Source organism: Drancourtella sp. An12 (genome assembly GCF_002160935.1).
GTDB classification, from domain to species: domain Bacteria; phylum Bacillota; class Clostridia; order Lachnospirales; family Lachnospiraceae; genus Sellimonas; species Sellimonas catena.
The window spans coordinates 1-26,618 of sequence record NZ_NFLO01000031.1 but is presented as its reverse complement, the minus strand read 5'-3'; the positions used below and the strand labels follow the sequence as shown (position 1 = coordinate 26,618).

The following is a 26,618-nucleotide window of genomic DNA, read 5'->3' as shown; positions in this document are numbered from 1 at the left end:
GGACAAGGATAGTATACTGGAAAAAAGGCAAAAAGAAACCATGAAGTTACAACTGCAACTTCATGGCCCATATGCCTTGTAATTCTAACTGCAACAACCTATGTTGCAATTAATTTTTCAATTAACCAAATCAAACCGAAATCAAACAGGAGACAGCCGCCGTGCGGACGGTCTGCTGTCATCAATAAAAAATGTAGGAGGCGGATTTTATGACGGAAACAGTGAAACTGTCGAATGGAGTTTCCATGCCAATGGAAGGATTTGGTGTGTTCCAGATACCGGAGCAGGAGTGTGAGCAGGTTATAAGAAATGCGATAGAATCCGGTTATCGTTTAATTGATACGGCCAGTTCCTATCAGAATGAAGAGGCGGTCGGCCGGGCAGTCAAAACCTGCGGCATCCCGCGGGAGGAACTTTTTATTACGACAAAAGCATATATTCAGGAAATGGGCTATGAAAACACGATGAAGGCCTTTGAGGATTCCCTGAAGCGGCTGGGGCTTGACTATCTGGATCTGTATTTGATCCATATGCCGTTTGGCGACTATTACGGATCGTGGCGGGCAATGGAAGAGTTGTACCGGGCAGGGCGGATTCGTGCCATCGGAGTCTGCAATTTCCTTCCGGACCGCCTGCTTGACTTCTGCTATAACGTGGAAATCAAACCGCAGGTCAATCAGATTGAGCGCCACCCGCATTACCAGCGCGCAGAAGATCTGCAGCTGATGGAAGAGCTCGGCGTGCAGCCGGAGGCCTGGGCACCTTTTGCGGAAGGATTGAAGGGAATGTTTGAGGAACCGGTGCTGATGGAGATTGCGGCGAAACATCAGAAGACACCGGCTCAGATTCTCCTGCGCTGGAATGTGCAGCAGGGCGTCATTGTCATTCCGAAATCGGTTCATAGGGAGCGCATGGAAGAAAACAGAAAGATCTGGGATTTTGAACTGGATGCAGAAGACATGCAGCGGATCGCGGAACTGGACAAAAACTGTCCGTCCATGCTGGACACCCGAAAAATCAGTGAGATCAGGCGAGTGTACGATTATCTGAACAACCCTGTTTTGACCAGTTTATAAGAGAAATAAAAGCTTGCAAAGGAGAATGGAATCATGATGAATATGGAAGTGAATGGAACGACCATTCAGGTGAAATTATACGAGAACAGTTCGGCGGAGGCAGTGAAAGAACTGCTGAAGAAAGGCCCGTTTACAATAGAAATGAAAGATTATGCCCATATGGAAAAGTTCGGAAGCTTTGGGATGCAGTTTCCGACGAACGACGAAACGATTACAACCGAAGCCGGAGATGTGATCCTTTCGGAAGGGAATCTTCTCGTTATCTATTATGCACCGAATACGTGGAATTTTACGAGGCTTGGAAAGGTCCAGAATCTGTCAGAGACAGAATTGAAACAGGTGCTTGGAAAAGGAAGTATTACGGCAGTCCTGACGCTGTCGGACGACGAATAACAAAGAGGGAGAGGTTTGCGGCCTCTCCCTTTTCAATACCTGGCTTTTCAATGTTGTTTCTGTTTTTTATTCATGTACTTTTAAGCCATGAAGCATTTTTACAAAGTTCGGATCATCGTGGTTTACGATTTCGCTGTGTCCGATATCCAGTTTTGCGATTTCGTTCATATCTTCTTCGCTGAGCTCAAAATCCCAGATGTTCATGTTCTGTTCCATACGGTCTTTGTGAACGGATTTTGGAATTACGACAACGCCGCGCTGTACGTTCCAGCGGAGAGCAACCTGAGCTGCGCTCTTTCCGTATTTTTCTCCGATAGAAGAAAGAACCGGATGAGTGAAGATGCCGTGGTTTCCTTCTGCGAATGGTCCCCATGCTTCCGGACGTACGCCGTATTCTTTCATCAGTGCAAGAGCGTCTTCCTGCTGGAAGAATGGGTGAAGTTCTATCTGGTTGACTGCCGGGATCACATCGACTGTCTCGCAAAGATCTGCCAGACGTGCCGGATAGAAGTTGCAGACACCGATAGCACGAAGTTTACCTTCTTTGTAAGCCTCTTCCATTGCACGGTAAGCTCCTACATAATCACCCATCGGCTGATGGATCAGGTACAGATCAAGGTAATCAAGTCCCAGTTTTTCAAGAGAAGTCTCGATTGCTTTCTTTGCGCTTTCGTAGTCTGCATCCTGTACCCAGAGCTTGGTTGTGATGAAAAGTTCGCTGCGGTCTACTCCGCTTTCCTTGATTGCTGCGCCGACAGCTTCTTCATTCATATAGGCAGCTGCCGTATCGATCAGACGATAACCGCTGTTTATAGCATCCAGAACAGCCTGTTTGCACTGTGCCGGGTCCGGTACCTGGAATACACCAAATCCTTCCAGCGGCATTTTGATTCCATTATTTAAAGTAACATATTCCATGATTTTTATCTCCATTTTTTTTGATGACTTTATTGTAGCGGATCCTTTCAGAAAAGTACAATACAGGTTCCGAATTGTGCTATAATTGAAATGAATAGTGAAAAGGAGAGATGTTTACATGATTGAAATCTATCTTCTGGAACAGCTGGTAGCGTTTGAAACATATGGAACGCTTTCGGCTGCAGCGGAATATCTTCATATATCACAGCCGGCGCTCAGTCATTCCATGCAGAAGCTGGAAGAACTGATGGGAGTTCCGCTATTTCACCGTCAGAAAAACAGGCTTGCACTAAATGAAAATGGCAGGCTTACTGCAGAGTATGCCCGGAAGATTCTGGAGCAGGAACGGGACATGGTAGAAAGGGTCCGGCTTTTTGACAAGAGCAGAAGGACAATCACCCTTGGCTCCTGCGCGCCGGTGCCGGTTTCGGATATTGTACCGCTTCTGTCAGGGCAGTATAGAGGGATGACGATTTCATCCGAGATTGTAAACAGCGATGAAGAGCTGATGGAGGGGCTGATGAAAGGTTCTTATCAGATCGTCGTTCTGCACCATGATCCGAAAAAGGACGGCCTGTATGCGGTACCGTTTCGCCGGGAACGACTGTATCTGTCTGTTCCGGAGCAGCATCCGCTGGCTGAAAAAGATGAAATTGTACTTTCCGATATTGACGGACAGAACATTCTGCTCTTTACACAGATTGGTTTCTGGTACGAATTCTGTAAAGAAAAGCTTCCGCACGTTCATTTCCTGATGATGAATGAGTTTGACGCGTTTTCCGAAGTGGCGGAAGCAGGATCGTTTCCGTCCTTTGTGTCGGATGTACTCATTCGGCAGAATGGAATGCCGGAAGGGAAAAAGATTGTTCCGATCCTTGATCCCGAGGTGGACGTCACCTACTATCTGGTCTGCAAGACAACGGATCAGAAACTGTTCCAGCCTGTGTTCAGGAGGCTGCATACGATCAAATAGAAAAGTTCCGCTTTTCCCGTGAGGAGAGGCGGAACTTTTTTGACATGTTACGACTTTTTAATCTGATAGATATTCAGAAGAAATACTGCTCCGATAATAAAGAAAAATCCTACAAGATCGGCGGCCGTAAACCGGGTGCCAAGCAGGAGAGCGGTCAGGATCACGGAGGAGACCGGATCAAAGTTTGCAAGGGTTCCGGCCTTCACCGGAGGCAGCAAAGATGCTCCGAAATGATAGAAGGTGGAGCCGGCCGCTGTTCCAATCAGGATCAGTCCGCAAAATCCGAGGATGACCTGCGGCGTGATGTCGATGGAATAGGTCCATGGGCGGACAAAAATGGAGAAAAAGATTCCGCTGATCAGCATTCCGCGCCCCACGATGTATTTGGCGCCGTAAGTCCGCACGATTTTTCCCGGAATCAGGGTGTAAGTGGAGTAGGAAAAGGCACAGATCAGACCGAAAAACAGGGCGTACCCGGAGATTGCAAGGTTCCCCGGCCGTCCCCCGGTGCTGATGATGAAGGTGCCCGCCACCGCGGCGATGATCGCGGCTGCTTCCGTCTTTTTCGGAAGCGTTCTGGTGCGGATGCAGGTGACGATCAAAATGATGATCGTGGACAGATACTGAAGCACCGTCGCGGTTCCGGAGTCGGAATAATAGATCGACATAAAAAAGGTAAACTGTGTCAGGCAGATACCGAAAATCGCGAAAAAGACCAGTGTCATCGTATCTTCCCTGGACTGCCAGATGGAAGGATGCGGATGTGCTTTGGAATCTTTTTTACGAAAAATCAGATCCAGCAGAATCAGGATAATCCCGGCGCTGATCTGCCGGATACAGAGGACAACCGGTGTCGGGAGGGCCAGATCGTGCAGCAGATACTGCCCGGAACATCCGGAAAATCCCCAACAGAGAGTTGCTATGATAATGGAAACGGTGCCGAGTAATTCTTTGTGTTTTGTCAGACGATGCATGAATTTTGCTTCCTTTCTTTCTAAATGCGTCATATCCCAGTATTATAATACAAAACAGAGAAAGTGGCTATCAAAAAATAAAAGGAAGAAAGTGGCAGAGGGGTTCGTATCATAGGCCGATATATAAGTATGACTAATGAATAATCATGCAAAATTATAATATACTAATATATTTCCAATCGTTTTCACTTATGCTATGATGGAAAACGAAAGGAAGCGAAAGCTTCGGCACAACCAAATATAGTTGAAAATTCTTCAAGATACATTCGCAGGACGGGAAACCTGTTTAGCCTCTGGCCGATGTATCTTTTTTATTTCCCATTCCTGCTGTATGGGGAGTAAAAACACCCTTTACGGAATCATCCGTAAGAGGAAGCGAAACGCAAGGAGGATTTGAAAATGGAAAGAACAGTGGAAAATTTAAAGGAAATGATCCGCGCAGGACGCGGAAAGATCCCGGCACACAAGGTGATCCGGGGCGGACAGCTTGTCAACGTCATGTCAAGCGAAGTGTATCCGGCGGACATTGCCGTGTACAATGATATGATCGCGGCAGTCGGTGATGTGGAAGACTACATCGGACCGGACACACAGATTATCGATGCCAAAGGAAGATACCTTGTGCCGGGTATGATTGACGGTCACATTCACAGTGAATGCAGCAAGCTAAGTATTACAAGTTACGCAAAAGCGGTTGTGCCAAGAGGAACGACAAGTATGATTTCCGGTCTGGATGAGTATATCTCTGTATCCGGCCTGGAAGGACTGAAGGAAATTTTCGCGGAAGTGAAACAGAGCCCGCTGAAAGTATTCTGGGGTGCGCCGTACAAGACTCCGTATACGATTCCGGAATCAACGGTTGCTTTTAATTTTACCAAAGAAGTGCATCAGGAAGTGCAGAAGTGGCCGGAATGCTTTGGAGTATGGGAAACAGTAAGAGAGTTCCTTCAGGAAGAAGATGAGGACACATTAGGGGCAATTGCCGAGGCCTTCAAGAACCGTCTTCCGGTTTTCGGATGTGCGCCGATGGCACAGGGCAATGACCTGAACGGTTACCTTTGCGGAGGAGTACGTCTTGACCATGAAAGCTACACCCATGAAGAGGTAGTGGAGAAGATGCGAAAAGGAATGCACATGCTGATCCGTGAATCATCGGTTACTCATTTCCTGGAAGAGAACATCAAGGCGGTAACAGAGGTCAACCCTGCATTTGCGCGCCGTGTCAGCTTCTGTACGGATGATGTGACCGCAACGGATATTCTTGAAAAGGGACATCTTGACAACGTGGTACGTCTGGCAATCAAGGCTGGAGTAGAGCCGATGACAGCGATTCAGATGGCAACCATCAACAGCGCGGAAGCATACCGGATCGACCATCTGGTAGGCTCCATCTGCCCGGGAAGAATCGCGGATATTCTGTTTGTCGATGATCTTCACAATTTCAATGTAGAAGAAGTCATGACAAATGGCAAAATGGTAGCAAAGGACCACAAGCTTAGCTATGAGCTGCAGGCGCCGGAGAGAAGTTCTGTATTAAAAGGGGTTCTGAAATGCAAAAAGACAACAAAAGAAGATTTTGAATACCGGACTTCCATTGAGAACGGGGAAGCGAAGGTACTGGCTATGGACGTCAAAGGACCGTTCGTCCGTAAGAGAAGAGATGTCGTACTGAAAGTGGAAAACGGCATTGTGCTTCCGGATCCGGAACAGGATGTGGCAATGGTATCTGTCCTCGAAAGATTTGGAAGAAACGGAAACAAGTCTCTTGCATTCTGCTCCGGATGGAAACTGAAAAAGGGTGCCATGGCTTCCTCTGCGGCACCGGATGACAATAACCTGGTTGTCATGGGAGTCAGTGCGGAAGATATGTCCATCGCCGCAAACTATGTGATCGAGCAGGGCGGCGGACAGGTTGTTGTTGCAGACGGCGAGATTCTGGAATTTCTGCCGCTTCCGGTCGGAGGAATCGTAAGTGATCTGGAACCGGAAGAAATAGCGGCATGGGAAAAGAAAATCGACCATGCGGCAAGAAACCTGGGATCCGATCTGCCGGACCCGATGATGTACATGTTCTTCCTGCCGATTACAGCGATCCCGGATTACGCCATCACGGATGCTGGCCCGGTTGACTATACGGCGCTTACTACATTTGAACCAGTCCTTGAAGTTACTGAGAAATAGAAGTAGAAGAAGAAGGTAGAGATCATGAAAAAAGAAGAACTGAAAAAGCTGATTGATACGGCAGCCGGAAGAATCCCGGCGGATGTTGTGATTCAGAACTGCAAAATTGTCAATGTATTTTCGGGAAAAATAGTAGAGGGAAACATTGCCATCTGCGGAGACCAGATTGCAGGAATCGGCGACTATGAGGGAAAAGAAGTGATCGATGCCGGGGGCCGGTATGCGGCGCCTGGATTTATCGACAGCCATATTCATATTGAATCTGCTTATGTAAGTCCGGAAGAGATCGGACGTCTTCTTGTTCCTCACGGGGGAACAACGATCATTGCGGATCCGCATGAGATTGTCAATGTCTGCGGAATCAGAGGGCTGGATTATATGATGGAGGCCGCAAAAGGGACGAAGCTTGATATCAAGTATGTACTTCCATCCTGTGTTCCGGCTACTCCGTTTGAACATGCCGGCGCGGTCATCAATGCTCCGGAGATGGAAGAGCCGATCAAGAGGGACGGAATTCTCGGACTTGGGGAATTCATGAACTTCCCGGGAGTCATTGCGGCGGACGAAAGCGTGCTGGACAAACTGATGACATCCAAAGAAGAAGGAAAGATCATTGACGGACACGGCCCTGGAATTACGGGAAAAGAACTCAATGCCTATGCGTCAGCGCGAATTCTTGCAGATCATGAGTGTTCTACTGTAGAGGAAATGGAAGACCGTCTGGAACGGGGAATGTATATCCTGTTAAGACAGGGATCTGCCTGCCATAATCTGCGTACATTGATTAAAGGCGTGACACCGGAAAACAGCAGACGGTGTCTGCTCTGTTCCGATGACCGCCAGCCAAAGACCATTTTGCACGAAGGACATCTGGACAACCATCTCCGGATCTGCGTGGAAGAAGGACTGGATCCGGTGACGGCGATCCGGATGGCGACACTGAATGCGGCAGAATGTTTCCGCCTCTATGACAGGGGAGCTATCGCGCCGGGATACCGTGCGGATATTGTCCTTCTGGATGATCTGAACGATTTCCATGTCAACCGTGTATGGATTGCGGGAGAGCTGACGGCGGAAGAAGGAAGATACCTTCCGGAAATTCAGTTCCACGATATTTCTTCCGTAAAAGGAAGCGTAGTTGTAAAGGATTTCTCCAAAGAGAAATTCAAAATGCATCTGAAATCCGGTCATGTCAACGTGATCGGTATTCTGCCGGGAGGAGTTGTGACGAAAAAGGAAACAGCGGATATCAGACTGGATGAAAATGGGGAATTTATCCGGGACCCGGAAACAGATATCGTGAAAGTGGCTGTGGTGGAACGGCATCAGGGAACAGGAAACGTGGCCTGTGGATTCTTGAAAGGATACGGAATCAGGGAAGGTGCGGTTGCTCTTTCTGTGGCTCACGATTCCCACAATATCATCGTGGTCGGAGTCAGCGATGAAGAAATGGAATTTGCGGTCAACAGTTTGATTGCTCAGGAAGGCGGCATTGTTCTTGTGAAAGAGGGAAAAGTCATCGAGAGCATGCCGATGCCGATTGCAGGGCTGATGAGCGATCAGAGCGGTGAGTGGGTAGACCAAAAGCTGACCGACATTCATGAGAAGGCTTATTCAGAGCTTGGAATCAGCGGAGAGGTAGAGCCGGTTATGACACTGTGCTTCATGTCCCTTGCGGTGATTCCGGAGGTGAAACTGACCGATATGGGACTGTTTGATGTGACAACCTTCTCCTTTATTTCGACAGAAGCATAATACTTAAAAAGAAGAGAGAGAAAAAATGAATAAAGAGAAAACACTTGTGCCATGGTTTCAACGTGGCGACATTGGTGGAATGACCTATTCCATTACAAATAACATTGTAAACTATTTGATTGTTATCACAACTCTTTCCGGCGTCCTGGAATGGCCGGATGAGATTGTATACGGATCCGTTATACCGGGTATGTCTGTAGGTCTGATGCTGAGCGGCATTTATTATGCGTTTATGGGACGGCGGCTTTCTAAAAAAGAAGGACGGGCAGACGTAACGGCTTTGCCATCCGGTGTTTCTACACCTGCCATGTTCGTTATGCTGTACGGAGTGATCATGCCGCTTCACTATGCGCTCAATGATCCGGAACTCGCATGGTCGGCAGCGGTAGCAGCATGTTTCATTGGAGGTGGAGTGGAAGCTCTTGGTGGATTTATCGGTCCGTGGATGAAGAGAAAACTCCCAAGAGCAGCACTTCTCGGAACGGTTTCCGGGATTGGATTTATCTGGATGGCGACGCAGGGAGTATTTGATGTGTTTGGAGATCCGCTTGTAGGACTTCCGATCCTGCTTGTCGCGTTCGTGGGCATTTTTGGAGGCTATCTGTTCCCGAAGAAGATTCCGCCGCTGGTGGTGGCCATTGTAGGTGGAATCGTATATGCATTTTGCCTTGGACGGACAACCGTTGATTTCAGCGGGATCGGATTTTACATTCCGAATCCGGTCAACAGTGTGCAGCATCTGATTAATGGATTTTCTGTGGTACTTCCGTACCTGACCATTGTGATTCCAGTGGAAATTTATAATTTCATCGAGACGATGGACAATGTAGAAGGTGCAAATGCTGCCGGGGACAATTACGATGTGCGGGAGACACAGTTTGCGGACGGAATCTGTACCATGCTTTCCGCAGTCTGCGGAGGGGTCATTCCGAACACGGTATGGCTTGGACATGCCGGACTGAAGAAATCTCATGCCGGAATCGGATATTCACTTGTTTCCGGTCTTGTACTCGGAGCGGCAGGAATCTTCGGACTGTTTACCTTTTTAAGCAATATGGTTCCGCCGGCAGTGTGCGCGGTGACCTTCCTCTGGTGTGCCGTGGTTATGGTAGCACAGGCCTTCAAAGACTGTCCGGTAAAGCATTATGGTGCCATTGCCGTGGCCATGGTTCCGCCGGTTGCGGACTATTTGTATACGCAGATCACCGGAGCAGTGGGACTTGCCGGTTACAGTACGGAAGTGCTGGCGGACGGAACGTCCGGCTACAATGCAGAAGTTACACAGATGATCAAAGATGCCGGGGTGATGTGGAACGGTGTGCCGGGCGTAAAAGCCGGGGCAATCATTATTGGAATTCTGCTTGGAACCATGACAGTCTTCATCATAGAAAAACAGCTTCATAAAGTAGGGATTACGGCTCTTGTAGGTTTTCTGCTTGCCTGCTTTGGATTTATCCACAGTGCACAGCTGGGCTTTTATCCGACCTCGCCGTTTGCGATCGGATATCTGATTATTGCCGTGCTGGCATTCCTTCTTCACCTTGGAAGAAATACCTGGTTCAAAGGGCCGGATGATTTTGAATATGTATAAGATTCAGCTGCCGGGTTCCCGGTGCCGCCATGTGCATCATTGTATGCACATAGGCGGCCAGGGGAACCTGGCTTTTTGTTTCCGTGACAGCCAGGAAATTGTGCAAAAAACAAAACAGGCTTGCCTGGAGTAAAGAATTGATTTATCATAATATTATCTGACAGAAAGAAAGGAGCTTATTATGAAAAAGTTATGTTCATGGCTGCTTGTCCTGGTACTGGCTGCGGCGTCCCTCGCAGGATGCGGCTCTCAGAGTACGGATGAAGGCAGTAAGCAAAGTGAAGAAAATTCTGCAAAGCAGGAACAGACCGCAGAGCCGGTGGATGTCAATATCGCGGCACTGAAGGGACCGACCGCCATGGGAATGGTGAAGTTCATGGATGATGTGGACAAGAGCGAAGTGGATGATGAAAATTACAACTTCCAGATTGCGGCATCCGCAGACGAAGTGACACCGAAGCTGGTGCAGGGAGAGCTTGACATCGCGGCGGTACCGGCCAACCTGGCATCCGTACTGTACAACAATACAAAAGGTCAGGTACAGGTTCTGGCAGTTAATACACTTGGTGTTCTCTATATCGTTGAGAACGGAGAGACAGTACAGTCAGCAGCAGATCTGAAGGGAAAGACGATCTATGCAAGCGGAAAAGGGTCTACTCCGGAATATGCGCTGAATTATATTCTGACGGAAAACGGAATCGATCCGGCAGCAGATGTGACGATTGAGTGGAAGAGCGAGCACTCGGAATGTGTGGCGGCACTGGCAAATGATCCGAGCGGAATCGCAATGCTCCCGCAGCCGTTTGTGACGACAGCGCAGACAAAGAATCCAAATATCCGCGTTGCGCTGGATCTGACAGAGGAATGGGATAAGATTCAGGAGAATAAAGAGGAGAAGAGCGCGCTTCTGACAGGAGTGGTTGTAGCAAGAAGCGAGTTCGTAAAAGAGAATCCGGAAGCAGTGGCGAATTTCCTCGATCACTACAAAGAGTCCGTTGACTATGTAAACGAAAATACGGATGATGCGGCGAAGCTGGTTGGACAGTATGAAATTGTGACGGAAGAAGTGGCGAAAAAAGCGCTTCCGGAGTGCAACATTGTCTGCATTACCGGGGATGAGATGAAAGAACAGCTTTCCGGATATCTGCAGGTGCTTTTGGATGCCAATGCGCAGTCAATAGGAGGAGCGTTGCCGGAAGATGATTTCTACTACAGCGAATAAGAAGAAAAAAAGAACAATCAGATTATGGGCTGTGGCAGTCTGGCTGCTTGTGTGGCAGGCAGTCAGCACTTGGATCGGACAGGAGATACTGCTGGTATCTCCTGTTGTTGTTTTCAGGAGGCTGACAGAGCTTGTAAGGGAAACTGAATTCTGGCAGTCCATCGGATTTTCCCTGGTACGGATTCTGGGCGGCTTTCTTATTGCCATGGCAGCGGGGATTCTGGCGGCAGGACTTTCTGCCCGGTTCAGGCGTATTCGAGAGCTTCTTGCGCCTGCGGTGCTGGCGATCAAGGCGGTTCCGGTCGCGTCCTTTGTCATCCTTGTGCTGATCTGGGTGCCCTCCCGGAATCTTTCCATCGTGATTTCCTTTCTGATGGTATTTCCGATTCTTTACACGAATGTACTGGATGGGATCCTTAGTACGGATTCGAAACTTCTGGAGATGGTGCAGGTATTTGAAGTACCGAAGGCAGTACAGATCCGTTATGTCTATGTTTCGCAGGTCCTTCCGTTTTTCCGGTCAGGGTGTTCGGTGGCTCTTGGACTTTGCTGGAAGGCAGGGGTGGCGGCGGAAGTGATTGGAATTCCGGACGGCTCTATCGGAGAAAATCTGTACAATGCCAAAGTCTATCTGAACACGCCGGATCTGTTTGCGTGGACGGTGGTGATTGTGCTGATCAGCCTTGTATTTGAGAAACTATTTCTGGCGGCGGTAGACCGGATTGTCAGTCATTTGGAAAGGATGAGCTGAGATGGATAATGGAAAAATCAAGATTTCCCGTCTTTTTAAGTCCTATGGTACGCATATGGTGCTCGCCGGTTTCTCGGCGGAGTTCGAAAAAGGGAAGACTACATGTGTTATGGCACCGTCCGGTGCGGGAAAAACGACGCTTCTTCGGATTCTGGCCGGACTGGAAGAGGCGGATTCGGGAAGTATCGAAGGAATGGAAGAAATGAAAAAGAGCATGGTCTTTCAGGAGGACCGGCTCTGTGAGAATTTAAGCGCCTCCGCAAATATCCGGCTGGTGCGGCAGAAAAAGCCGTGGGGCCGGGACCGGGAGGAGGTGCGTCAGATCCGGGAAGCAATGACGGCGGCCGGACTGTCCGGGTGCGAGGATCAGCCTGTCCGGGAACTTTCCGGCGGTATGCGACGGCGGGTTGCGCTTTTACGGGCACTTTGCTGCGACTGGGATATCCTGTTTCTGGATGAACCTTTCAAAGGTCTGGATGAAGAGACAAAAAAACAGGTTATGGACTATACGAAAGAAATGTGTACCGGAAAGACGGTGATCTTTGTTACACATGACAGCAAAGAGGCGGCGCAGATGGGGGCAGTCTGTATCAGCCTGGATCATAAAGAAGAGGAAAGACAATAAAAAACCGGCGGCAGTCACTGATGTTTGACTGCCGCCGGCTCTCTTTTTATATTAACCTTCGATGGAGATGTAATTTGCCTGCTCAACTTCCTTTTTCGTTTTCTTTGGAACGGAGATCTTCAGGATACCATCGGCATATTTTGCACGAATATCATCCTGGTGAATAGCATTGCCTACATAGAAGCTCCGGCTCATGGTGCCGTTATAACGTTCACGGCGGATGTAGTTGCCCTTCTTATCTTTCTCGTCGTTCTCTGTATTCTTCGAAGCGGAGATGGTCAGATATCCTTCTTTCAGCTGAACATTGATTTCGTCTTTCTTGTATCCAGGAAGATCGACATCCAGTTCATAGGAATCATCTGTGTCCCTGATATCCGTCCTCATTACTGATGTAGAACTCTTCTTGCTGTAAGAAGGTGTTCTTCTAAAGAAATCATCATCAAATGGGAAATCCATCCAGTCATCAAATAAGTTCTCTCCAAAAATACTAGGCATCATCATAAGTCATTTCTCCTTTCAATTGACAAAATATTTATGTAATCACCCCCGCTGGGGGAGTGGTATTTCGGGGCAGGTACCTGAGCTTTCCGGCTCTTTTCTATCTGTTCCCTTTGTTCTATGTGCAATATAGCACTTGATATTAGCACTGTCAAGAGGTGAGTGCTAATTTTTTGAAATTTTTTTGCAAATCTTGTAAAATTGGTGTTTGCAAACATTTTCCACTTTTGAATTTGAGTATAGAAAAAGCGGTTGATCTCCAAAGGAGAAACCGCTTTGTATGAATTGCTTATTGCTTTATATAGACGCTTAACTGTTCTTCAATGTTGCGTCCGCTGTACATGACACGAAGAATTGTTACCACCTGTTCTTCCACATCCGGAAGATAAAACACGATATAGTTATCTACCGCAACAAAACGTAAACCTCGGCTATGCCACGGTTCTTTTCCATATCTCGGAAAGCGTTCCGGCATTTCATCTAAACTTAATATCTGCTTTTCCAGACGTTCCAGTTGCTTTTCGGCATTTTCTGGTGACAAAAGTTCAAAAGTGATATACTCAAATATCCCTCGCAGATCTTCCTCAGCCTGTATTGATGTGACTACGTTAAAAATCATAAGCTATAATCTTTGCGAATATCAGCAAAAACTGTCTTTGCATCTTTGGTTCGACCTGCTTTCATATCCACATATCCTTTCTCCAACTCTGCATGCAGTTCTTCTGTTCCCAGCATACTTATATCTGTGGGCGTTCTGTCTGGGATTTTCACTTCAAAAGGAAGTCCCCGATGTAAGATAATCTGTTTATAAAACATATTGATAGCGTTAGAAGCAGGAATACCAAGTGTGGAGAGGATTTTTTCGGCCTGCTCTTTGACTTCAGGTTCTATTCTTGCATATAAATTTGCTGACTTTGCCATAATAACACAATGCTCCTTTCTCGTTCATATCTTTTTCTTTATTATACACAGATGTCCGCACAATAGCAATACGTTATATCCTGCGCTCCAATGATACGGTTGAACTGCTCTAACGTTCATAACTAATATTTTCTTCATACAACATTTTTTCGCACATGAATTTCACTCTGTTCAAATCAATAATCTGACTTTTTAATATTACTTTCATTTCTTGAAGGCTCAATGAGTTTTTCTTTTTCATAAAAACGGATATTAGAACGGGATAGACCTGTTCGTTCTTCTACATCTTTCATAGTCATGTTATGCATCCCCTTTCAAGCAACTCTAGTTTACTTAATAATAAGCTGTAAACAAGGCTTACAGTCAAGGATTTATCAAAAATCCGTCTATTAAAGCTGGAATAGCCGCAATAGACGGAGAGTCTCCAATTCTTTATCAACTTCAAATCTTTTTTACTAAATCTATTTATTTTCCCGTCTTACCCGGCAAGGATTTCCGTAAGCAATCGTGTTGCTTGGAATGTCCTTTGTGACAATACTGCCTGCACCGATAACAACGTTATCACCAATCGTGACGCCAGGCATAATAATTGCGCCTCCGCCTATCCATACGTTGTCACCGATTACGACAGGCGCGGTCTGTGTTTTGCAGAATTCAAAGGAGCCATCTTCTTTCGGTGAACCGAAACGGTCGGAAGCGTTGGTTGGATGAAATGCTGTGTAAATTTGAACATTTGGGGCGATCAGCGCATTATTGCCGATCCGAATAATATTATCGTCCAAAAAAGTACAATTCATGTTTACTTCACAATTATTGCCAAAATAAATATTGTTACCATAATCGACATAGAAAGGAGCGGTAATCCAGAGATTTTTCCCTTTTCCGCCAAGTAATTCATTTAAAATGCGTTCTTTTCCTGTGCATTTGCGGAATCTGTCCGGTTATAGTCCCTGGCCAGGTCCTTTGCTTTATGCCATTGTGTCAAAAGCTCTTCATCGCCGCAGTCATAAAGCTGTCCGGCAAGCATTTTTTCTTTTTCCGTCATAACATGTTCCTCCGTTAAAAAAGTTGAAATGATATAACTATTATATCGTTTTCTGTGAAAAGAAGAAATAGATAAAATATAAACAGGTATTCTAGATTTTCCTATTATAATAAATTACGGTAATAAGTTCCAGAAGCATCATGGCGGCTAACATGATGCCAAACGCAAGTGTCATAGGTACCGATAATACTTCTCCGATGACAGAATGCCCCAGCATACATGCAAGCAGGCAGAGAAAGCAGATGCCTTCCGACCATAAAAATGCAGTACTTCGGGATTTGATCTTTACGAGGAGATTTCTTTCGTCAAGTTTGCTGATTTTATCTTCACGGGACAGACCGGCGGATAAACTGCGGATTAGAATCCCAATCCCGAAGAACAGACATAAAACCATGATCAGGCTTCCCTTGATATCGAAGCCTTTCCAGATGCTTGCAATCAGCATCGCAATGCCAAGCAGGCAAAAAAACAATCCAAGGAAAAAATTATTCTTGTTATAAATCTTCATACTGTTTATCCTCCTTTTCTTTATTCTCTTTCAGACAGCATAAGTCCTCAACGGTGACGCCGAATATCAGGGCCATCCGGTAGGCCAGCATCAGGGACGGACTGTACTGCTCCTTCTCGATGGAAATGATCGTCCTCGATGAAACGTGAACCAGATCAGCCAGCTGCTGCTGTGTCATTTTTGCTGCTGTTCTTAATTCTTTTACTCTTGTTTTCATGTGTACCCTCTCATCAATGTGAAGTCAGCTTCTTGTGAAGTTAACTTCATGTTATCAGAAGAATATGAAAATGTCAACAGATATATGAAGGAAACTTCATATTCCGGCTCCGGATGATTTCCCCATAAAAAAACAGGAATCCCATTTATCCAGGAATTCCTGCTTTTTATATAGATAGCGTCAGCTATTGGTATTCTCGTCCGATTCTTTTGAACCCATCTTGAAGAGATGGATTGTGCCGGTGCGGTTCAGATAGGAAAGCAGTGACAGCCCGATCGGAAAACCAAACAGACCGACTACACCGAACAGCTGGACACCGGCGAACATGCTGACAAGTGTAATAACCGGATGAAGTCCGATCTGTCCGCCTACGATTTTTGGCTCAATAATGTTGCGCACGACAGTGATGAATACATAGAGCAGCGCAAGCTTGATCGCTCCCGGAAAATCTCCGAGGATTGCAGAAATAACAGCCCATGGAATCATGATACCGCCGGTACCGAGAACCGGAAGAATATCAAAAACTGCAATGCACAAAGCGATCAGAACTGAATTTCTGATGCCGATCAAAGTCAGGCCGACAGCCAGCTCTACAAATGTGATGCTCATGATCAGTGCGTAGGAGCGGATGCAGACAAATAATGTACCGACCACATACTGCTTGATCTGCCGGACCACGTTCTGGGCTTTGTCGCTTAACTGGCGCATGCAGAAAGCGGATAAGGCTTCGTAATCCATAGCAATAAAGAAGGTAGAGATGATCATTAAAACCAGCCGGATGAAAAGCATCGGAAGGGAGGACGCAATATTGGAAATTGCCTCCATACTGGTAAGAGAAAGATTCGATACAATTCCACGAAGAGACTGCATAAGCTGGTTCCACAAATAATCTACGGTATCCAGAATAGAAGGATCCGCCTGCTGGATCGCGTGTTCCAGCTGATCGAAAAGATCAATCAGGACCGGATTTACATACCGGAGATAAATCTGCGGAAGCCTTTGTATCAGGTCGCTTACATAAGAAAAAGCCCGGATGCTTCCAAGCACTAAAAGTGTACCGATTGTCACATAAAATACCAGAACCACAAGAATGGCTGACAGCTTCCGGGGAAGCTGTGTTTTTGTGGTAATAAACTGAATAGGGCGTCTCAATATATAGGCAATAAAAAGCGCCGCGACAAACGGGAAAAGAAAGGACAGCGCGAACCTCAGCACAAAAAAGGCGAGGGCAATAATAATTGCGAAGTACAAAAAGTTAATGATGAATTTTGTCCGTTTTTCCATTTGTTTTCATAACCTCATTCCATGTTCAATATAGAAATAACTCACTAATAATTAAGATATCGGAGATTTGTGAAAGTGTCAACAGAAAGTATGCTGCCAAAGCAGTTTTTATGCTTCTTCCAGCGGAAATCTCTCCCATATTTTTCCCAGACGTTTTGCAATCAGTCCGACCAGAAGGGCAGCGGCAACGGTTCCTTCCCTGACACCCTGAAGGCTTTGAGTAAACACGAGCGAAAGGATGCAGGCAGTCAGTACTAATGTCACATCAAATCCCACCTTCATATAACCGAATTTGACCGGAAGAACCTGGCAGATGGCAAGGACTACTCCTTCTCCGGCGAGAACGACTACACCGGCCTTGACCTCCAGGCTGACCCCGACGGCTACCAGAAAGATACCCGCCAGACAGACAATCCACTGCTGCCAGTATGTATGGCACTGTATGCCGCGGACCGCCCAGACCGCGAAATCAGTGAGATATCCAAAGAGAAAGGCTACAGGAAGCTGCATCAGCTGAATCAGATGATATTTTCTTCGGAGAATTAAAATCTGGAGCAGTATAAAAACGCAGTGCATGAGAATAGTAGCGGTTCCTACAGTAAACGGAGAAAACAGGCTGATGACATAAGGAACACTGGAGATCGGCGATGTCCCGAGACTGGCCTTGATGGAAAATGCCACCCCGAAAGCCATGATGGTAAGACCGGCCAGGAGAATGAAATACCGCTTAAAAAGGGTAACAGTCAGTTGATTATGCATGATACTCATTCCTTTCGATAAAACTACAGTGATGTGTAAAAGCGCATCCATCAATTACACAGCATTTCACTGCGTTCTATTTTATTATAGCATTTGAAAAGAAAATGTAAATTATGGGAAACGTTTTAATGGATGGGTAGCAAAACAGGCCCGTCTGATGCTATAATGGATCATACAAAGAGAAACAGAAGGTATGAGAAAGGAGAAAGACCAATGAATATGGAATACGTACTGGAGCAGCTGAAAAACCTGCTTGCAATCGACAGCCCGTCAGGCTATACAAAAGAGGTGACGGATTATCTTTTAAATGAATTTGAGAAACTGGGAGTGCCGGCATACCGCACAGTAAAAGGTGGAGTGATTGCGGATCTCGGCGGAGAAGACGCGGACAATGCGGTCTTTGTAGAGTCTCATGTAGATACACTGGGCGCGATGGTTTCACAGATCAAGAGCAACGGATGTCTGGAGATTTCTCCGGTGGGAGGAATCGACGCCAACTCCGCAGAAGGTGAGACTGTCCGCATCCGGACACGGGACGGACGTATCTATGACGGGACATGCCAGCTTTGCAACGCCTCTGTTCACGTAAATGGTAAATACGCGGAGACAAAGCGGACATACGATGTGATGGAGATTGTTGTTGACGAAAAGACATCTTCCAAAGAGGAGACGGAGAAGCTGGGAATTATGACCGGAGATTTTGTCTGCTTTGAACCGAGAACAACAATTACAAAGAGCGGCTATATCAAGAGCCGTTTTCTGGATGACAAATTAAGCACCGCGATGCTTCTTGGGTACGCAAAGCATATCAAAGAGGATGAGGTGACACCTAAGAGGAGGATCTATCTTCATATGACAGTGTTTGAAGAAGTTGGACACGGCGGTTCCGCTTCCATTCCGGACGGTGTGACAGAAGTGCTTTCCGTGGATATGGGATGTGTAGGAGACGGTCTTGCCTGCAAAGAGCATCAGGTATCGATCTGTGCAAAAGACAGCAAGGGACCTTACAATTATGATGTCGTTTCTAATCTGATTGAGGCGGCGAAAAAAGCGGGATGCGATTTTGCGGTGGATGTTTATCCTCATTACGGATCGGATGCGGATGCTGCACTGACAGCCGGATATGATGTGCGCCATGGATTGATCGGGGCAGGTGTTTATGCATCTCACGGATACGAGAGAAGCCATGTGGATGGAGTGAAGAATACTCTTCTTCTGCTTGAGACATATCTTGGATAGGCTGGAGAAAGACAGGAGATTACGATTTACTTAAAATTCTTAAAAAAATGTGAAAACCATTTTATCTAAAAGAATCCGTGTTAAAATACATGTGTTACAGAAGAAATCAGATTTACGGAAGGGGAGACTGATTGTATGGAACATAAGGGAGGACGGATTAAAGATCATATCAGACGGGAAGAGCCTCAGGGACAGGATGACTGGATCGATGTGGAGTGGCTGGATGATGATGAAGATCTGGACAGCCGGCCGGATGCAGCCTCCGGGGAACAAGGCGGTGCGCAGGACAAGTCTGAAGAGGAGCCGTTTGAGATAGAAGACTGGAGAGACGAGGAGAACTGGAACCTCGAGAAAAAAGAGGAAACACCGAAATCCGAGCCGGCAAAAGACCCGTCAGCGAAAAGGAAAAATACCGGAGCACGCAGCACGGATGGACAGAATCCGCAAAGAAAGCGACGTCCGCAGCAGCAGGGATCCGGTACAGGAAAAGACGGTAAAAATGGTAAAAAACCGGTGAAAAAAGCGCCTCAGAAAGACAGCCGCAAAGACGGCAGACGAGAGCAGGAGCAACGGGATCAGGACAGACAGAAGAAAAAGAAATCAGGCTCAGCGGCCCGCCCGGTGAAAGCAGCCGGACGTGTGGCAGGAAAAGCCGGAAAGACAGCAGGAAAAGCAGTCGGAAAGGGAATTTCCATTGCGCTGAAATGTGGATGTTTTGTCGTGATGGCTGTGATTGTTCTGGAATTGTGGCAGGAATTCTGGGTTGAGAGAAGTACGCTTGGCGAGATCTGGCGGGTGGCCGCAGACCGGAATTATGCACAGGCGCTCTACCTTGGCATTGCGGGAGTCATTCTCCTGTACGGTGTCATTTCTGCACTCTGGCTTCTTGGAGGAAAGAAGATGCCGGACGGTAATCGTGTCAGAAGCTACGACACGGGACGAGGGCTGACAGCATTTATTCTGTTTGCCATTCTGGCGGCAGCTGCAGGTTATGTGGTACCGGTGATCCCGGCAAGCCCGCAGGTTCTGGATGGTGCCAGACTGGCGCTTACAGTGGTGGAGCGTGTCAGCACAGTAATACTTGGATGTAGTGTGATCGGTATTGTGCTCTGTGTGATCAGAAAAATAGTGGGAAGATAAGCAAAGAGGAGGACGCAACGGACGTCCTCCTTGTTTTTTTGAGAATATAAATGACCGGGGCGCTTTTGGGAAAAAGCGGCAGAAAGCTAGCGGTCCAGAATCTGTCCTTCCGGTGTGATGACCCGGACCTGCCAGGGAATCATTTTTCCGCTGTTTTTCAATGCCTGTACTGCCGCGCGCTCCAGACCGCCGCAGCAGGGAACCTGCATCCGTGCGATCGTAAGGCTTTTGATCTCATTGTTTGCTAAAATTGAGGTCAGTTTCTCCGTGTAGTCGCCTTCGTCCAGTTTTGGACATCCGATGAGCGTGATGTGGTTTCGGATGAAATCCTGGTGGAAATTTCCATATGCATAAGCGGTACAGTCGGCGGCGATCAGAAGATTCGCATTGTGATAGTACGGAGCCTGTTCCGGTACCAGCTTGATCTGAACCGGCCACTGGGAAAGAAGTCCCGGACAGCCGGTAGGCTGCGGCGCGGTCTGCGCTACCCCGCTGCGATGAATGGCTTTTGCCATGCTTCCAGGGCATCCGCAGGCAAGTGCCGGCTTTTCGGTTTCTGCTTTTCCGGCTTTCTCTGCCTGAGCAGCTTTGACAGCTGCCTCATCATAAGCAGGCGCCTCCCGCTCTTCAAATGTAATTGCATTGGCAGGGCATGCAGGCAGACAGTCTCCAAGACCGTCGCAGTAATGTTCATGCACCAGTTTTGCTTTTCCATCTATCATTTCAATTGCGCCCTCGTGGCACGCCTGGGCACAGAGGCCGCAGCCATTGCAGAGTTCTTCGTTGATTTTGATTATTTTTCTGATCATCATATTCCTCCTTGTTCATTTTGTTTACAGGAAACGGCTTGACTTCCTGAGTATAGGATAGTACACTCAGGAAAAAGAGTCGGTTGTAATTACAACGAAGGAGAATTATGGATCAAATACAAATTATAGCAGAATGCCCGTTGTTTTCGGGCATGACCGATATGGAAATCCGGGGGCTTGTAGAGGAGATCCGGGCTATAAAGAAATATTACCGGAAAGGGGAAGTCCTGCTTCATGCGGGAATGGTTCCGGGTGAATTCGGTATCGTGCTGGAAGGATGTATTCATATATTGAGAGAAGAGTTCAGCGGAAGTACTACACTGCTTGCGCAGGGAATGCCGGGAGAGATTTTTGCGGAGGCCTTTGCGGCGGCAGGTGAGCCGTCTCTTGTTACGGTGGAGGCAGCCAGAGATACGGAAGTACTGTGGATTCATTTTGGACGGATGATGAGGCGAAGCGGGACAGGAAGGGCGCAGCAGATCCTTGTGGAAAATATGATGCAGATCCTGGCGAAGAAAAATCTGTTTCTTGCAGGGAGGGTCGCCCATCTTTCCAGAAGAACACTTCGTGAGAAAGTGTTGTCATATCTTGGCGGACAGGCGGCGAGACAGGGGAGCAGAAGTTTTGAGATCCCGTTTGACCGGCAGGGGCTTGCGGATTATCTTGCGGCGGACCGAAGTGCCCTTTCAGCGGTGCTTGGAAAGCTGAAGAAGGAAGGAGTTCTGACGTTTCGCAAAAATCATTTCACACTGTTGAATGAAGATGTGGATGCAGAGAATGCAGGCAAAGGAGGAAAAGTTTGATATGACAATCAAAGAAATCGCACAGCTCGCGCAGGTGTCAAGTGCGGCTGTTTCCAGATATCTGAATGGTGGATATGTAAGTGAAGAGAAAAAAGAACGGATACGGGAGGCTATTGAGAAGACCGGATATCATCCGTCGGCCCAGGCGAGGATTCTGAGGACGAAAAAAGCAAGGCTGATCGGTGTCGTAGCACCAAAGCTCAGTTCTGAGTCTATTGCAAGAGTGGCGGACGGGATCGGAGAGGTGCTGGCGGAAAAGCAGTTTCAGATGCTGCTTACTGTTACCAACAACCGGTCGGAAAAAGAACTGGAATATATGCGGCTGTTTGAGAACTATCCGGTAGACGGGATTATTCTGATCGGAACGGTCATCTCCAAAAAGCACGAGAAATTTTTTGAGCAGAGCAAGGTTCCCATCGTAGTGCTGGGACAGTATACGGATAAAGCAAACTGTGTGTATCATGATGATTATGGCGCAGCGAAAGATCTGGCAGGGAGGATTGCCGGAAAAGAAAAGAAAAAAATTGCCTATATCGGAGTGACAAGAGATGACCGGGCTGTCGGGCAGGAAAGAGAAGACGGATTCCGGGCCGGACTTCTGGAGGCGGGAATTGTTCTTCCGGAAGAACTGTACGGGCTTTCGGAGTTTTCTGTTGAGTCCGGGTACCGTCAGGCAAAAGCGATTTTAGAGAAAAATAGTGATATCGATATCATATCATGCGCGACAGATACAATCGCGGCGGGAGCGATGGAAGCTTTGAAAGAGTGCAAAAAGGAAAGAAGAGAAAAGGTGAAAGTGACGGGTTTTGGGGACAATCAGTTCTTAAAAGCAGTTTCCGAGGGAATCACAACAGTCCATTTTTACTATAAAACAAGCGGAATCAAGGCTGCGGAAATGCTGTTGGACATTATTGAAGAAGGACGTCAGGTGCCGATCCGGATGAAACTCGGATACCAGATCATGGAACATTAGACAGAGGATAAAACAGATAAGCAATCAATTTTCACAAAAACAGAATAGAAAAATCAGTAAAAGTGCCATATTTACAAGTGGCACTTTTTTCGTTATTATTTATGCAGGATATGAAATCGATTACATAAAATGAAGGAGGAGAAACATGGATTACAGAAAAACAGCAGAAGAAATCCTGGAGCATGTGGGCGGAAGCAAAAATATTGTTTCTGCCGCACACTGCGCAACAAGGCTTCGCCTTGTCATTGCAGACAATTCCAGAGCGGATAAAACAGCCCTGGAAAACGTAGACGGCGTAAAGGGCGTATTTGAGGCATCCGGACAGCTTCAGATCATCCTTGGAACAGGGACGGTCAATAAGGTCTTTGACGAATTCATTGCGGTTTCCGGAGTGACGGCCAGTTCCAAGGCAGAGGCCAAGGAGGCCGCGGTACAGAAGCAGAATATATTTATGAGGGCAATCAAGCTTCTGGGGGACATTTTCGTTCCGATCATTCCGGCCATTGTGGCAAGCGGATTCCTTATGGGAATCATGAACTCTCTGGACTTTATGAATTCCAATGGATTTATCAACATTGATACGAGCGGGTCCTTCTATGTATTTGCCAATATCTTCAGCAATACGGCATATACATTCTTACAGATCCTCATCGCGTTTTCGGCAGCAAAAGCATTCGGTGCCAACCCGTATCTGGGAGCAGTCATCGGTATGATTATGATCAATCCGAGTCTTCAGAATGCCTACACCGTAGCGACAGAAGGTGTGCAGGCTACTCAGTCCGTCTTTTTCGGACTGTATGACATTGACATGGTCGGTTATCAGGGACATGTTATTCCGGTTGTCATTGCAGTATGGCTGTTATCAGTACTGGAAAAGAAACTTCACAAAGTCGTGCCTGAGGTCCTGGATCTTTTTGTTACCCCTCTGGTCAGCGTGTTTGTGACAGGATACCTTACACTTGCGGTTATCGGTCCGGTTTTCGTATGGGCGGAAAATGCGGTTCTGAGTGCGATTCAGTGGCTGCTTACCCTGCCGCTTGGGATCGGAAGCCTTATCATGGGCGGACTTTATGCTCCAACGGTTGTAACAGGCATCCACCAGATGTACACGGCCATTGACCTTGGACAGATTGCACAGTACGGAGTGACCTACTGGCTTCCTCTTGCAAGTGCGGCAAACATTGCACAGGGTGCGGCGGCGCTGGCAGTGGGAATCAAATCCAGAGATAAAAAGGTGAAATCACTTGCCCTTCCTTCGTCATTGAGTGCGTTTATGGGAATCACGGAGCCGGCAATTTTCGGCGTCAACCTCCGGTTTTTCAAACCGTTTATCGCAGGGTGTATCGGAGGAGGATGTGGAGCACTCTATGCCTCCATCGTACATCTGGGAGCAAAAGGAACCGGTGTAACGGGCATTTTCGGAATCCTGCTTTGTCTGGAACAGCCGGTTCAGTATATTATCGAGATGGTCATCGCAGTGGGCGTGGCATTTGTCCTTTCTTTCGTTCTTTATAAGGATCAGAATAAAGATCAGAAGCCGGAAGTTGTGAAGGCGGATGCGCCGCAGGCTTTGCAGGAAGAACACAGGGATGAAAAAGAGGCAGGCGAGATTCCTGCGAACACAACAGCAACGGCCGGAAGCGAAGAACTTCATACCCCGGTCAATGGAACGCTGATTCCGGTATCTGAGGTCAGTGATCCGACGTTTGCGGCGGAAGTGCTTGGGAAGACAGCGGCAGTCATCCCGTCAGACGGACAGATTGTGGCACCTTGTGACGGACAGATCGTCAGTATCTATGAAACGGGACATGCAGTCTGCATTGCAAGCAGCCTCGGAGGAGAGATTTTGATTCATGTAGGAATCGATACAGTCAAGATGGAAGGAAAAGGATTTACGACAAGAGTAGCGGACGGGGATCAGGTACATGCCGGGGATCTGCTGATCGAAGCGGATCTTGATCAGATCAAAAAGGCCGGATACGATACGGCAACCATGATGATTCTGACCAATGCCGACAGCTTTGCGGCGGTTGATAAGGCTGAACCGCAGGAGGTCAGCCGGGGAACGACAGTAATGACGATCAGAACAGGAGCTTAGAATTCAATGAATGCATTATCCAAAGATCTTACAAAACTGGTCAAAATGATTGAGAAGATTGAGAGCCGGTCCGGAGAGCCAGACAGGTTCCGGCCAAGATTCCATCTGGCCCCTCCGGCCGGATGGCTGAACGATCCGAACGGGCTGTGCCAGTATCAAGGCCTGTATCATGCCTTTTTTCAGTACTCTCCATTTGACGTGGAGGGAGGCCTGAAACTGTGGGGACATTCCACAAGCCGTGACATGCTTCACTGGGAATATCAGGGAGCGGCACTTTACCCGGATCAGCCGTTCGACTGCCATGGTGTTTATTCCGGCTGTGCGTTGACAGAAGATGGCAGAATTTCTTTTTACTATACCGGAAATGTCAAGCTGGACGGCGACTTTGATTATGTGACGGAAGGAAGGGAAGCCAACACCATACTCGTGGAGAGCGAGGATGGCTTCCAATTTGGACGAAAGCAGCTTTTGATGACAAATGAAGATTATCCGGAAGATGTGACCAAACATGTCCGGGACCCGAAAGTCTGGAAAGAGAATGGAATCTACTACATGATTCAGGGGGCCAGACGGAAAGATGATGTTGGAGAGGCGCTTCTATTTGCATCTTCAGACCGGATTCACTGGTTATTGAAAAACAGAATTACCACAAAAGAGCCGTTTGGCTTCATGTGGGAATGTCCGGACTACTTTGAAATTGATGGAAAGAAGATTCTCTCTGCATCGGTACAGGGACTGGAAGGTGAGAAATGGAAAGACAAAAATGTCTACCAGTCCGGTTATTTTGAAGTGAAAGGCCACGTTGCAGAGCAGTGTACGCTTTCGGAATATGTACTCTGGGATTATGGTTTTGATTATTATGCGCCGCAGAGCTTTGAGACAGAGGATGGCCGGAGAGTCCAGATTGGATGGATGGGAATGCCGGACTGTCCGGAATATATAAACCGGACTATCGAGGACGGATGGCAGCACTGCTTCACTATTCCAAGAGAAATTTGTGTGAAAGACGGAAGAGTCCTGCAGCGTCCGGTCAGAGAACTGGAAAAAAGGAAACGGATTCTGGCAGAAGCGACAGGCGGCCTTTATGTGGAAGAAGAACCTGTTTATGAAGCAAGAATTACGGAAATCAAAGAAAATCAGTTCCATGCTGTACTCGGAGAAGAATTGATTCTTGAATATCGGGACAGCAGATTTGAGATGCGGTTTATCAATCCTTCCAAAGACAATGCGTCCGGCGGACGGACCCTCCGGTATCAGGAAATCGAAACTCTGAATAATGTAACCATTCTCACAGATGTATCGACCTGCGAGGTGTTTGTAAATGATGGAGAGTATGTCTTTTCCACGAGATTTTATCCGGAAAACTACGGACTTCAAATTCAGGCGGACGAAGCGAAGATAAAGATGTGGGAACTGGTTTCGTAAAAAGGTTAATGATTATAGTAGGGCAGTATCGCGGCAAACGGTACTGCCCTGCTTTTGCCATCTGGAAATAGGGGACATGACTCGTATGAGAGAAAGCCAAATCAGATATTACGGTTAAAAGAAGAGGGTATTGCATTTGAACCGTAGAAATCAGGGTGGTGGTCCGGCTGAGGAAACATTTTTTTGGAAAATAACCGTAGAAAGCAGGGAGGTAGTACGGCTGAGGAAGCATTTTTTATGGAGGCAACCGTAGAAACCAAGACGGTTCTACGGTTGCAAAGCAAGTATTGTCCAATCAAACCGTCTGTGGCCACTAAAATGAGCCCTATAAAGAGGACACGGGTAAAATCCTTTTTGTACGTATTTTGAGATTTAATCCTATATTGTGGACACAGATTTGACTGCTGTTATTATGTTGATAGCTTTGAAAACCCAACTGT

Annotated in this window: 26 protein-coding genes and 1 pseudogene; 15 read left to right on the top strand and 12 right to left on the bottom strand. The window is 47.2% G+C overall.

The annotated features are described in order from the left end of the window. Nucleotides 1–209 precede the first annotated feature (209 nt). Complete coding sequence (locus B5E64_RS17155; RefSeq protein WP_204247080.1) at nt 210–1,076, top strand: aldo/keto reductase; 867 nt, start codon at nt 210–212, stop codon at nt 1,074–1,076. Nucleotides 1,077–1,109: 33 nt separating this feature from the next. Further along, entirely contained in the window at nt 1,110–1,469 is a 360-nt protein-coding gene (locus B5E64_RS17150) for a cyclophilin-like fold protein (protein WP_087169650.1), read from the top strand. Nucleotides 1,470–1,535: 66 nt separating this feature from the next. Here B5E64_RS17150 and B5E64_RS17145 read toward each other — a convergent pair whose 3' ends face one another. Then, nucleotides 1,536–2,387 (bottom strand): aldo/keto reductase, encoded by an 852-nt coding sequence (locus tag B5E64_RS17145; RefSeq protein ID WP_087169649.1) that lies wholly within the window; start codon nt 2,385–2,387, stop codon nt 1,536–1,538. 118 nt (nt 2,388–2,505) lie between these two features. Between B5E64_RS17145 and B5E64_RS17140 the strand changes: the two genes are divergently transcribed. Next, nucleotides 2,506–3,360: a LysR family transcriptional regulator gene (locus B5E64_RS17140; protein WP_087169648.1), complete on the top strand. Its 855-nt coding sequence runs from the start codon at nt 2,506–2,508 to the stop codon at nt 3,358–3,360. A gap of 47 nt (nt 3,361–3,407) precedes the next feature. Here the strand turns inward: B5E64_RS17140 and B5E64_RS17135 are convergent, their stop codons facing one another. Continuing rightward, nucleotides 3,408–4,334 (bottom strand): DMT family transporter, encoded by a 927-nt coding sequence (locus B5E64_RS17135; RefSeq protein ID WP_162610224.1) that lies wholly within the window; start codon nt 4,332–4,334, stop codon nt 3,408–3,410. Between the two features lie 399 nt (nt 4,335–4,733). Here B5E64_RS17135 and B5E64_RS17130 point away from each other — a divergent pair, with 399 nt between their 5' ends. The 6 genes from B5E64_RS17130 to B5E64_RS17105 all read left to right on the top strand — a co-directional run bounded on the left by B5E64_RS17130 (nt 4,734) and on the right by B5E64_RS17105 (nt 12,459). Next, nucleotides 4,734–6,515, top strand: a complete 1,782-nt coding sequence (locus tag B5E64_RS17130; RefSeq protein ID WP_087169646.1) for an adenine deaminase C-terminal domain-containing protein — start codon at nt 4,734–4,736, stop codon at nt 6,513–6,515. A 24-nt stretch (nt 6,516–6,539) separates the two neighbouring features. Continuing rightward, a complete protein-coding gene (ade, locus tag B5E64_RS17125) occupies nt 6,540–8,270 on the top strand; it encodes an adenine deaminase (RefSeq protein ID WP_087169645.1) in 1,731 nt (576 codons plus the stop codon). 25 nt (nt 8,271–8,295) lie between these two features. Further along, complete coding sequence (locus B5E64_RS17120; RefSeq protein WP_087169644.1) at nt 8,296–9,861, top strand: xanthine/uracil/vitamin C permease; 1,566 nt, start codon at nt 8,296–8,298, stop codon at nt 9,859–9,861. Nucleotides 9,862–10,042: 181 nt separating this feature from the next. Then, nucleotides 10,043–11,083 (top strand): ABC transporter substrate-binding protein, encoded by a 1,041-nt coding sequence (locus B5E64_RS17115; RefSeq protein ID WP_087169643.1) that lies wholly within the window; start codon nt 10,043–10,045, stop codon nt 11,081–11,083. Then, on the top strand, nt 11,061–11,834 hold the full coding sequence (locus B5E64_RS17110) for an ABC transporter permease subunit (RefSeq protein ID WP_087169642.1): 774 nt from the start codon (nt 11,061–11,063) through the stop codon (nt 11,832–11,834). Before B5E64_RS17115 ends, B5E64_RS17110 begins: the two co-directional genes overlap by 23 nt. A 1-nt stretch (nt 11,835) precedes the next feature. Further along, nucleotides 11,836–12,459: an ATP-binding cassette domain-containing protein gene (locus tag B5E64_RS17105; protein WP_087169641.1), complete on the top strand. Its 624-nt coding sequence runs from the start codon at nt 11,836–11,838 to the stop codon at nt 12,457–12,459. A gap of 51 nt (nt 12,460–12,510) precedes the next feature. Here B5E64_RS17105 and B5E64_RS17100 read toward each other — a convergent pair whose 3' ends face one another. From B5E64_RS17100 to B5E64_RS17055, 9 genes and pseudogenes are all read right to left on the bottom strand, one after another. Next, nucleotides 12,511–12,960 (bottom strand): Hsp20/alpha crystallin family protein, encoded by a 450-nt coding sequence (locus B5E64_RS17100; protein WP_087169640.1) that lies wholly within the window; start codon nt 12,958–12,960, stop codon nt 12,511–12,513. Between the two features lie 286 nt (nt 12,961–13,246). Next, the gene (locus B5E64_RS17090) at nt 13,247–13,576 is read right to left on the bottom strand and encodes a type II toxin-antitoxin system RelE/ParE family toxin (RefSeq protein ID WP_087169638.1); all 330 of its coding nucleotides are present in this window, start codon (nt 13,574–13,576) and stop codon (nt 13,247–13,249) included. Next, on the bottom strand, nt 13,573–13,878 hold the full coding sequence (locus tag B5E64_RS17085) for a type II toxin-antitoxin system RelB/DinJ family antitoxin (protein ID WP_087169637.1): 306 nt from the start codon (nt 13,876–13,878) through the stop codon (nt 13,573–13,575). The genes B5E64_RS17090 and B5E64_RS17085 overlap by 4 nt, the downstream gene beginning before the upstream one ends. A 176-nt stretch (nt 13,879–14,054) precedes the next feature. After that, entirely contained in the window at nt 14,055–14,171 is a 117-nt protein-coding gene (locus tag B5E64_RS18845) for a MerR family DNA-binding transcriptional regulator (RefSeq protein ID WP_343284102.1), read from the bottom strand. A 168-nt stretch (nt 14,172–14,339) separates the two neighbouring features. Further along, nucleotides 14,340–14,923: pseudogene (locus tag B5E64_RS17075) on the bottom strand (sugar O-acetyltransferase). Nucleotides 14,924–15,014: 91 nt separating this feature from the next. Then, the gene (locus B5E64_RS17070) at nt 15,015–15,431 is read right to left on the bottom strand and encodes a hypothetical protein (protein ID WP_087169636.1); all 417 of its coding nucleotides are present in this window, start codon (nt 15,429–15,431) and stop codon (nt 15,015–15,017) included. Next, entirely contained in the window at nt 15,418–15,648 is a 231-nt protein-coding gene (locus B5E64_RS17065) for a helix-turn-helix transcriptional regulator (protein ID WP_087169635.1), read from the bottom strand. Before B5E64_RS17065 ends, B5E64_RS17070 begins: the two co-directional genes overlap by 14 nt. A gap of 180 nt (nt 15,649–15,828) precedes the next feature. Next, the gene (ytvI, locus tag B5E64_RS17060) at nt 15,829–16,932 is read right to left on the bottom strand and encodes a sporulation integral membrane protein YtvI (RefSeq protein WP_087169634.1); all 1,104 of its coding nucleotides are present in this window, start codon (nt 16,930–16,932) and stop codon (nt 15,829–15,831) included. Nucleotides 16,933–17,040: 108 nt separating this feature from the next. Beyond that, nucleotides 17,041–17,691, bottom strand: a complete 651-nt coding sequence (locus B5E64_RS17055) for a DUF6198 family protein (RefSeq protein WP_087169633.1) — start codon at nt 17,689–17,691, stop codon at nt 17,041–17,043. A gap of 213 nt (nt 17,692–17,904) precedes the next feature. Here B5E64_RS17055 and B5E64_RS17050 point away from each other — a divergent pair, with 213 nt between their 5' ends. Both B5E64_RS17050 and B5E64_RS17045 read left to right on the top strand, forming a co-directional pair. Continuing rightward, the gene (locus B5E64_RS17050) at nt 17,905–18,930 is read left to right on the top strand and encodes a M42 family metallopeptidase (RefSeq protein ID WP_087169632.1); all 1,026 of its coding nucleotides are present in this window, start codon (nt 17,905–17,907) and stop codon (nt 18,928–18,930) included. Between the two features lie 135 nt (nt 18,931–19,065). Continuing rightward, nucleotides 19,066–20,070, top strand: a complete 1,005-nt coding sequence (locus tag B5E64_RS17045; RefSeq protein WP_087169631.1) for a hypothetical protein — start codon at nt 19,066–19,068, stop codon at nt 20,068–20,070. Between the two features lie 86 nt (nt 20,071–20,156). Here B5E64_RS17045 and B5E64_RS17040 read toward each other — a convergent pair whose 3' ends face one another. Beyond that, on the bottom strand, nt 20,157–20,879 hold the full coding sequence (locus B5E64_RS17040; protein WP_087169630.1) for a 4Fe-4S binding protein: 723 nt from the start codon (nt 20,877–20,879) through the stop codon (nt 20,157–20,159). 107 nt (nt 20,880–20,986) lie between these two features. Between B5E64_RS17040 and B5E64_RS17035 the strand changes: the two genes are divergently transcribed. From B5E64_RS17035 to B5E64_RS17020, 4 genes are all read left to right on the top strand, one after another. Then, nucleotides 20,987–21,682 (top strand): Crp/Fnr family transcriptional regulator, encoded by a 696-nt coding sequence (locus B5E64_RS17035; RefSeq protein ID WP_087169629.1) that lies wholly within the window; start codon nt 20,987–20,989, stop codon nt 21,680–21,682. Between the two features lies 1 nt (nt 21,683). Then, a complete protein-coding gene (locus tag B5E64_RS17030; RefSeq protein ID WP_087169651.1) occupies nt 21,684–22,655 on the top strand; it encodes a LacI family DNA-binding transcriptional regulator in 972 nt (323 codons plus the stop codon). A gap of 145 nt (nt 22,656–22,800) precedes the next feature. Then, entirely contained in the window at nt 22,801–24,753 is a 1,953-nt protein-coding gene (locus B5E64_RS17025; protein ID WP_087169628.1) for a PTS beta-glucoside transporter subunit IIBCA, read from the top strand. 6 nt (nt 24,754–24,759) lie between these two features. Continuing rightward, on the top strand, nt 24,760–26,178 hold the full coding sequence (locus B5E64_RS17020; RefSeq protein ID WP_087169627.1) for a glycoside hydrolase family 32 protein: 1,419 nt from the start codon (nt 24,760–24,762) through the stop codon (nt 26,176–26,178). The last annotated feature ends 440 nt before the right edge of the window (nt 26,179–26,618 follow it).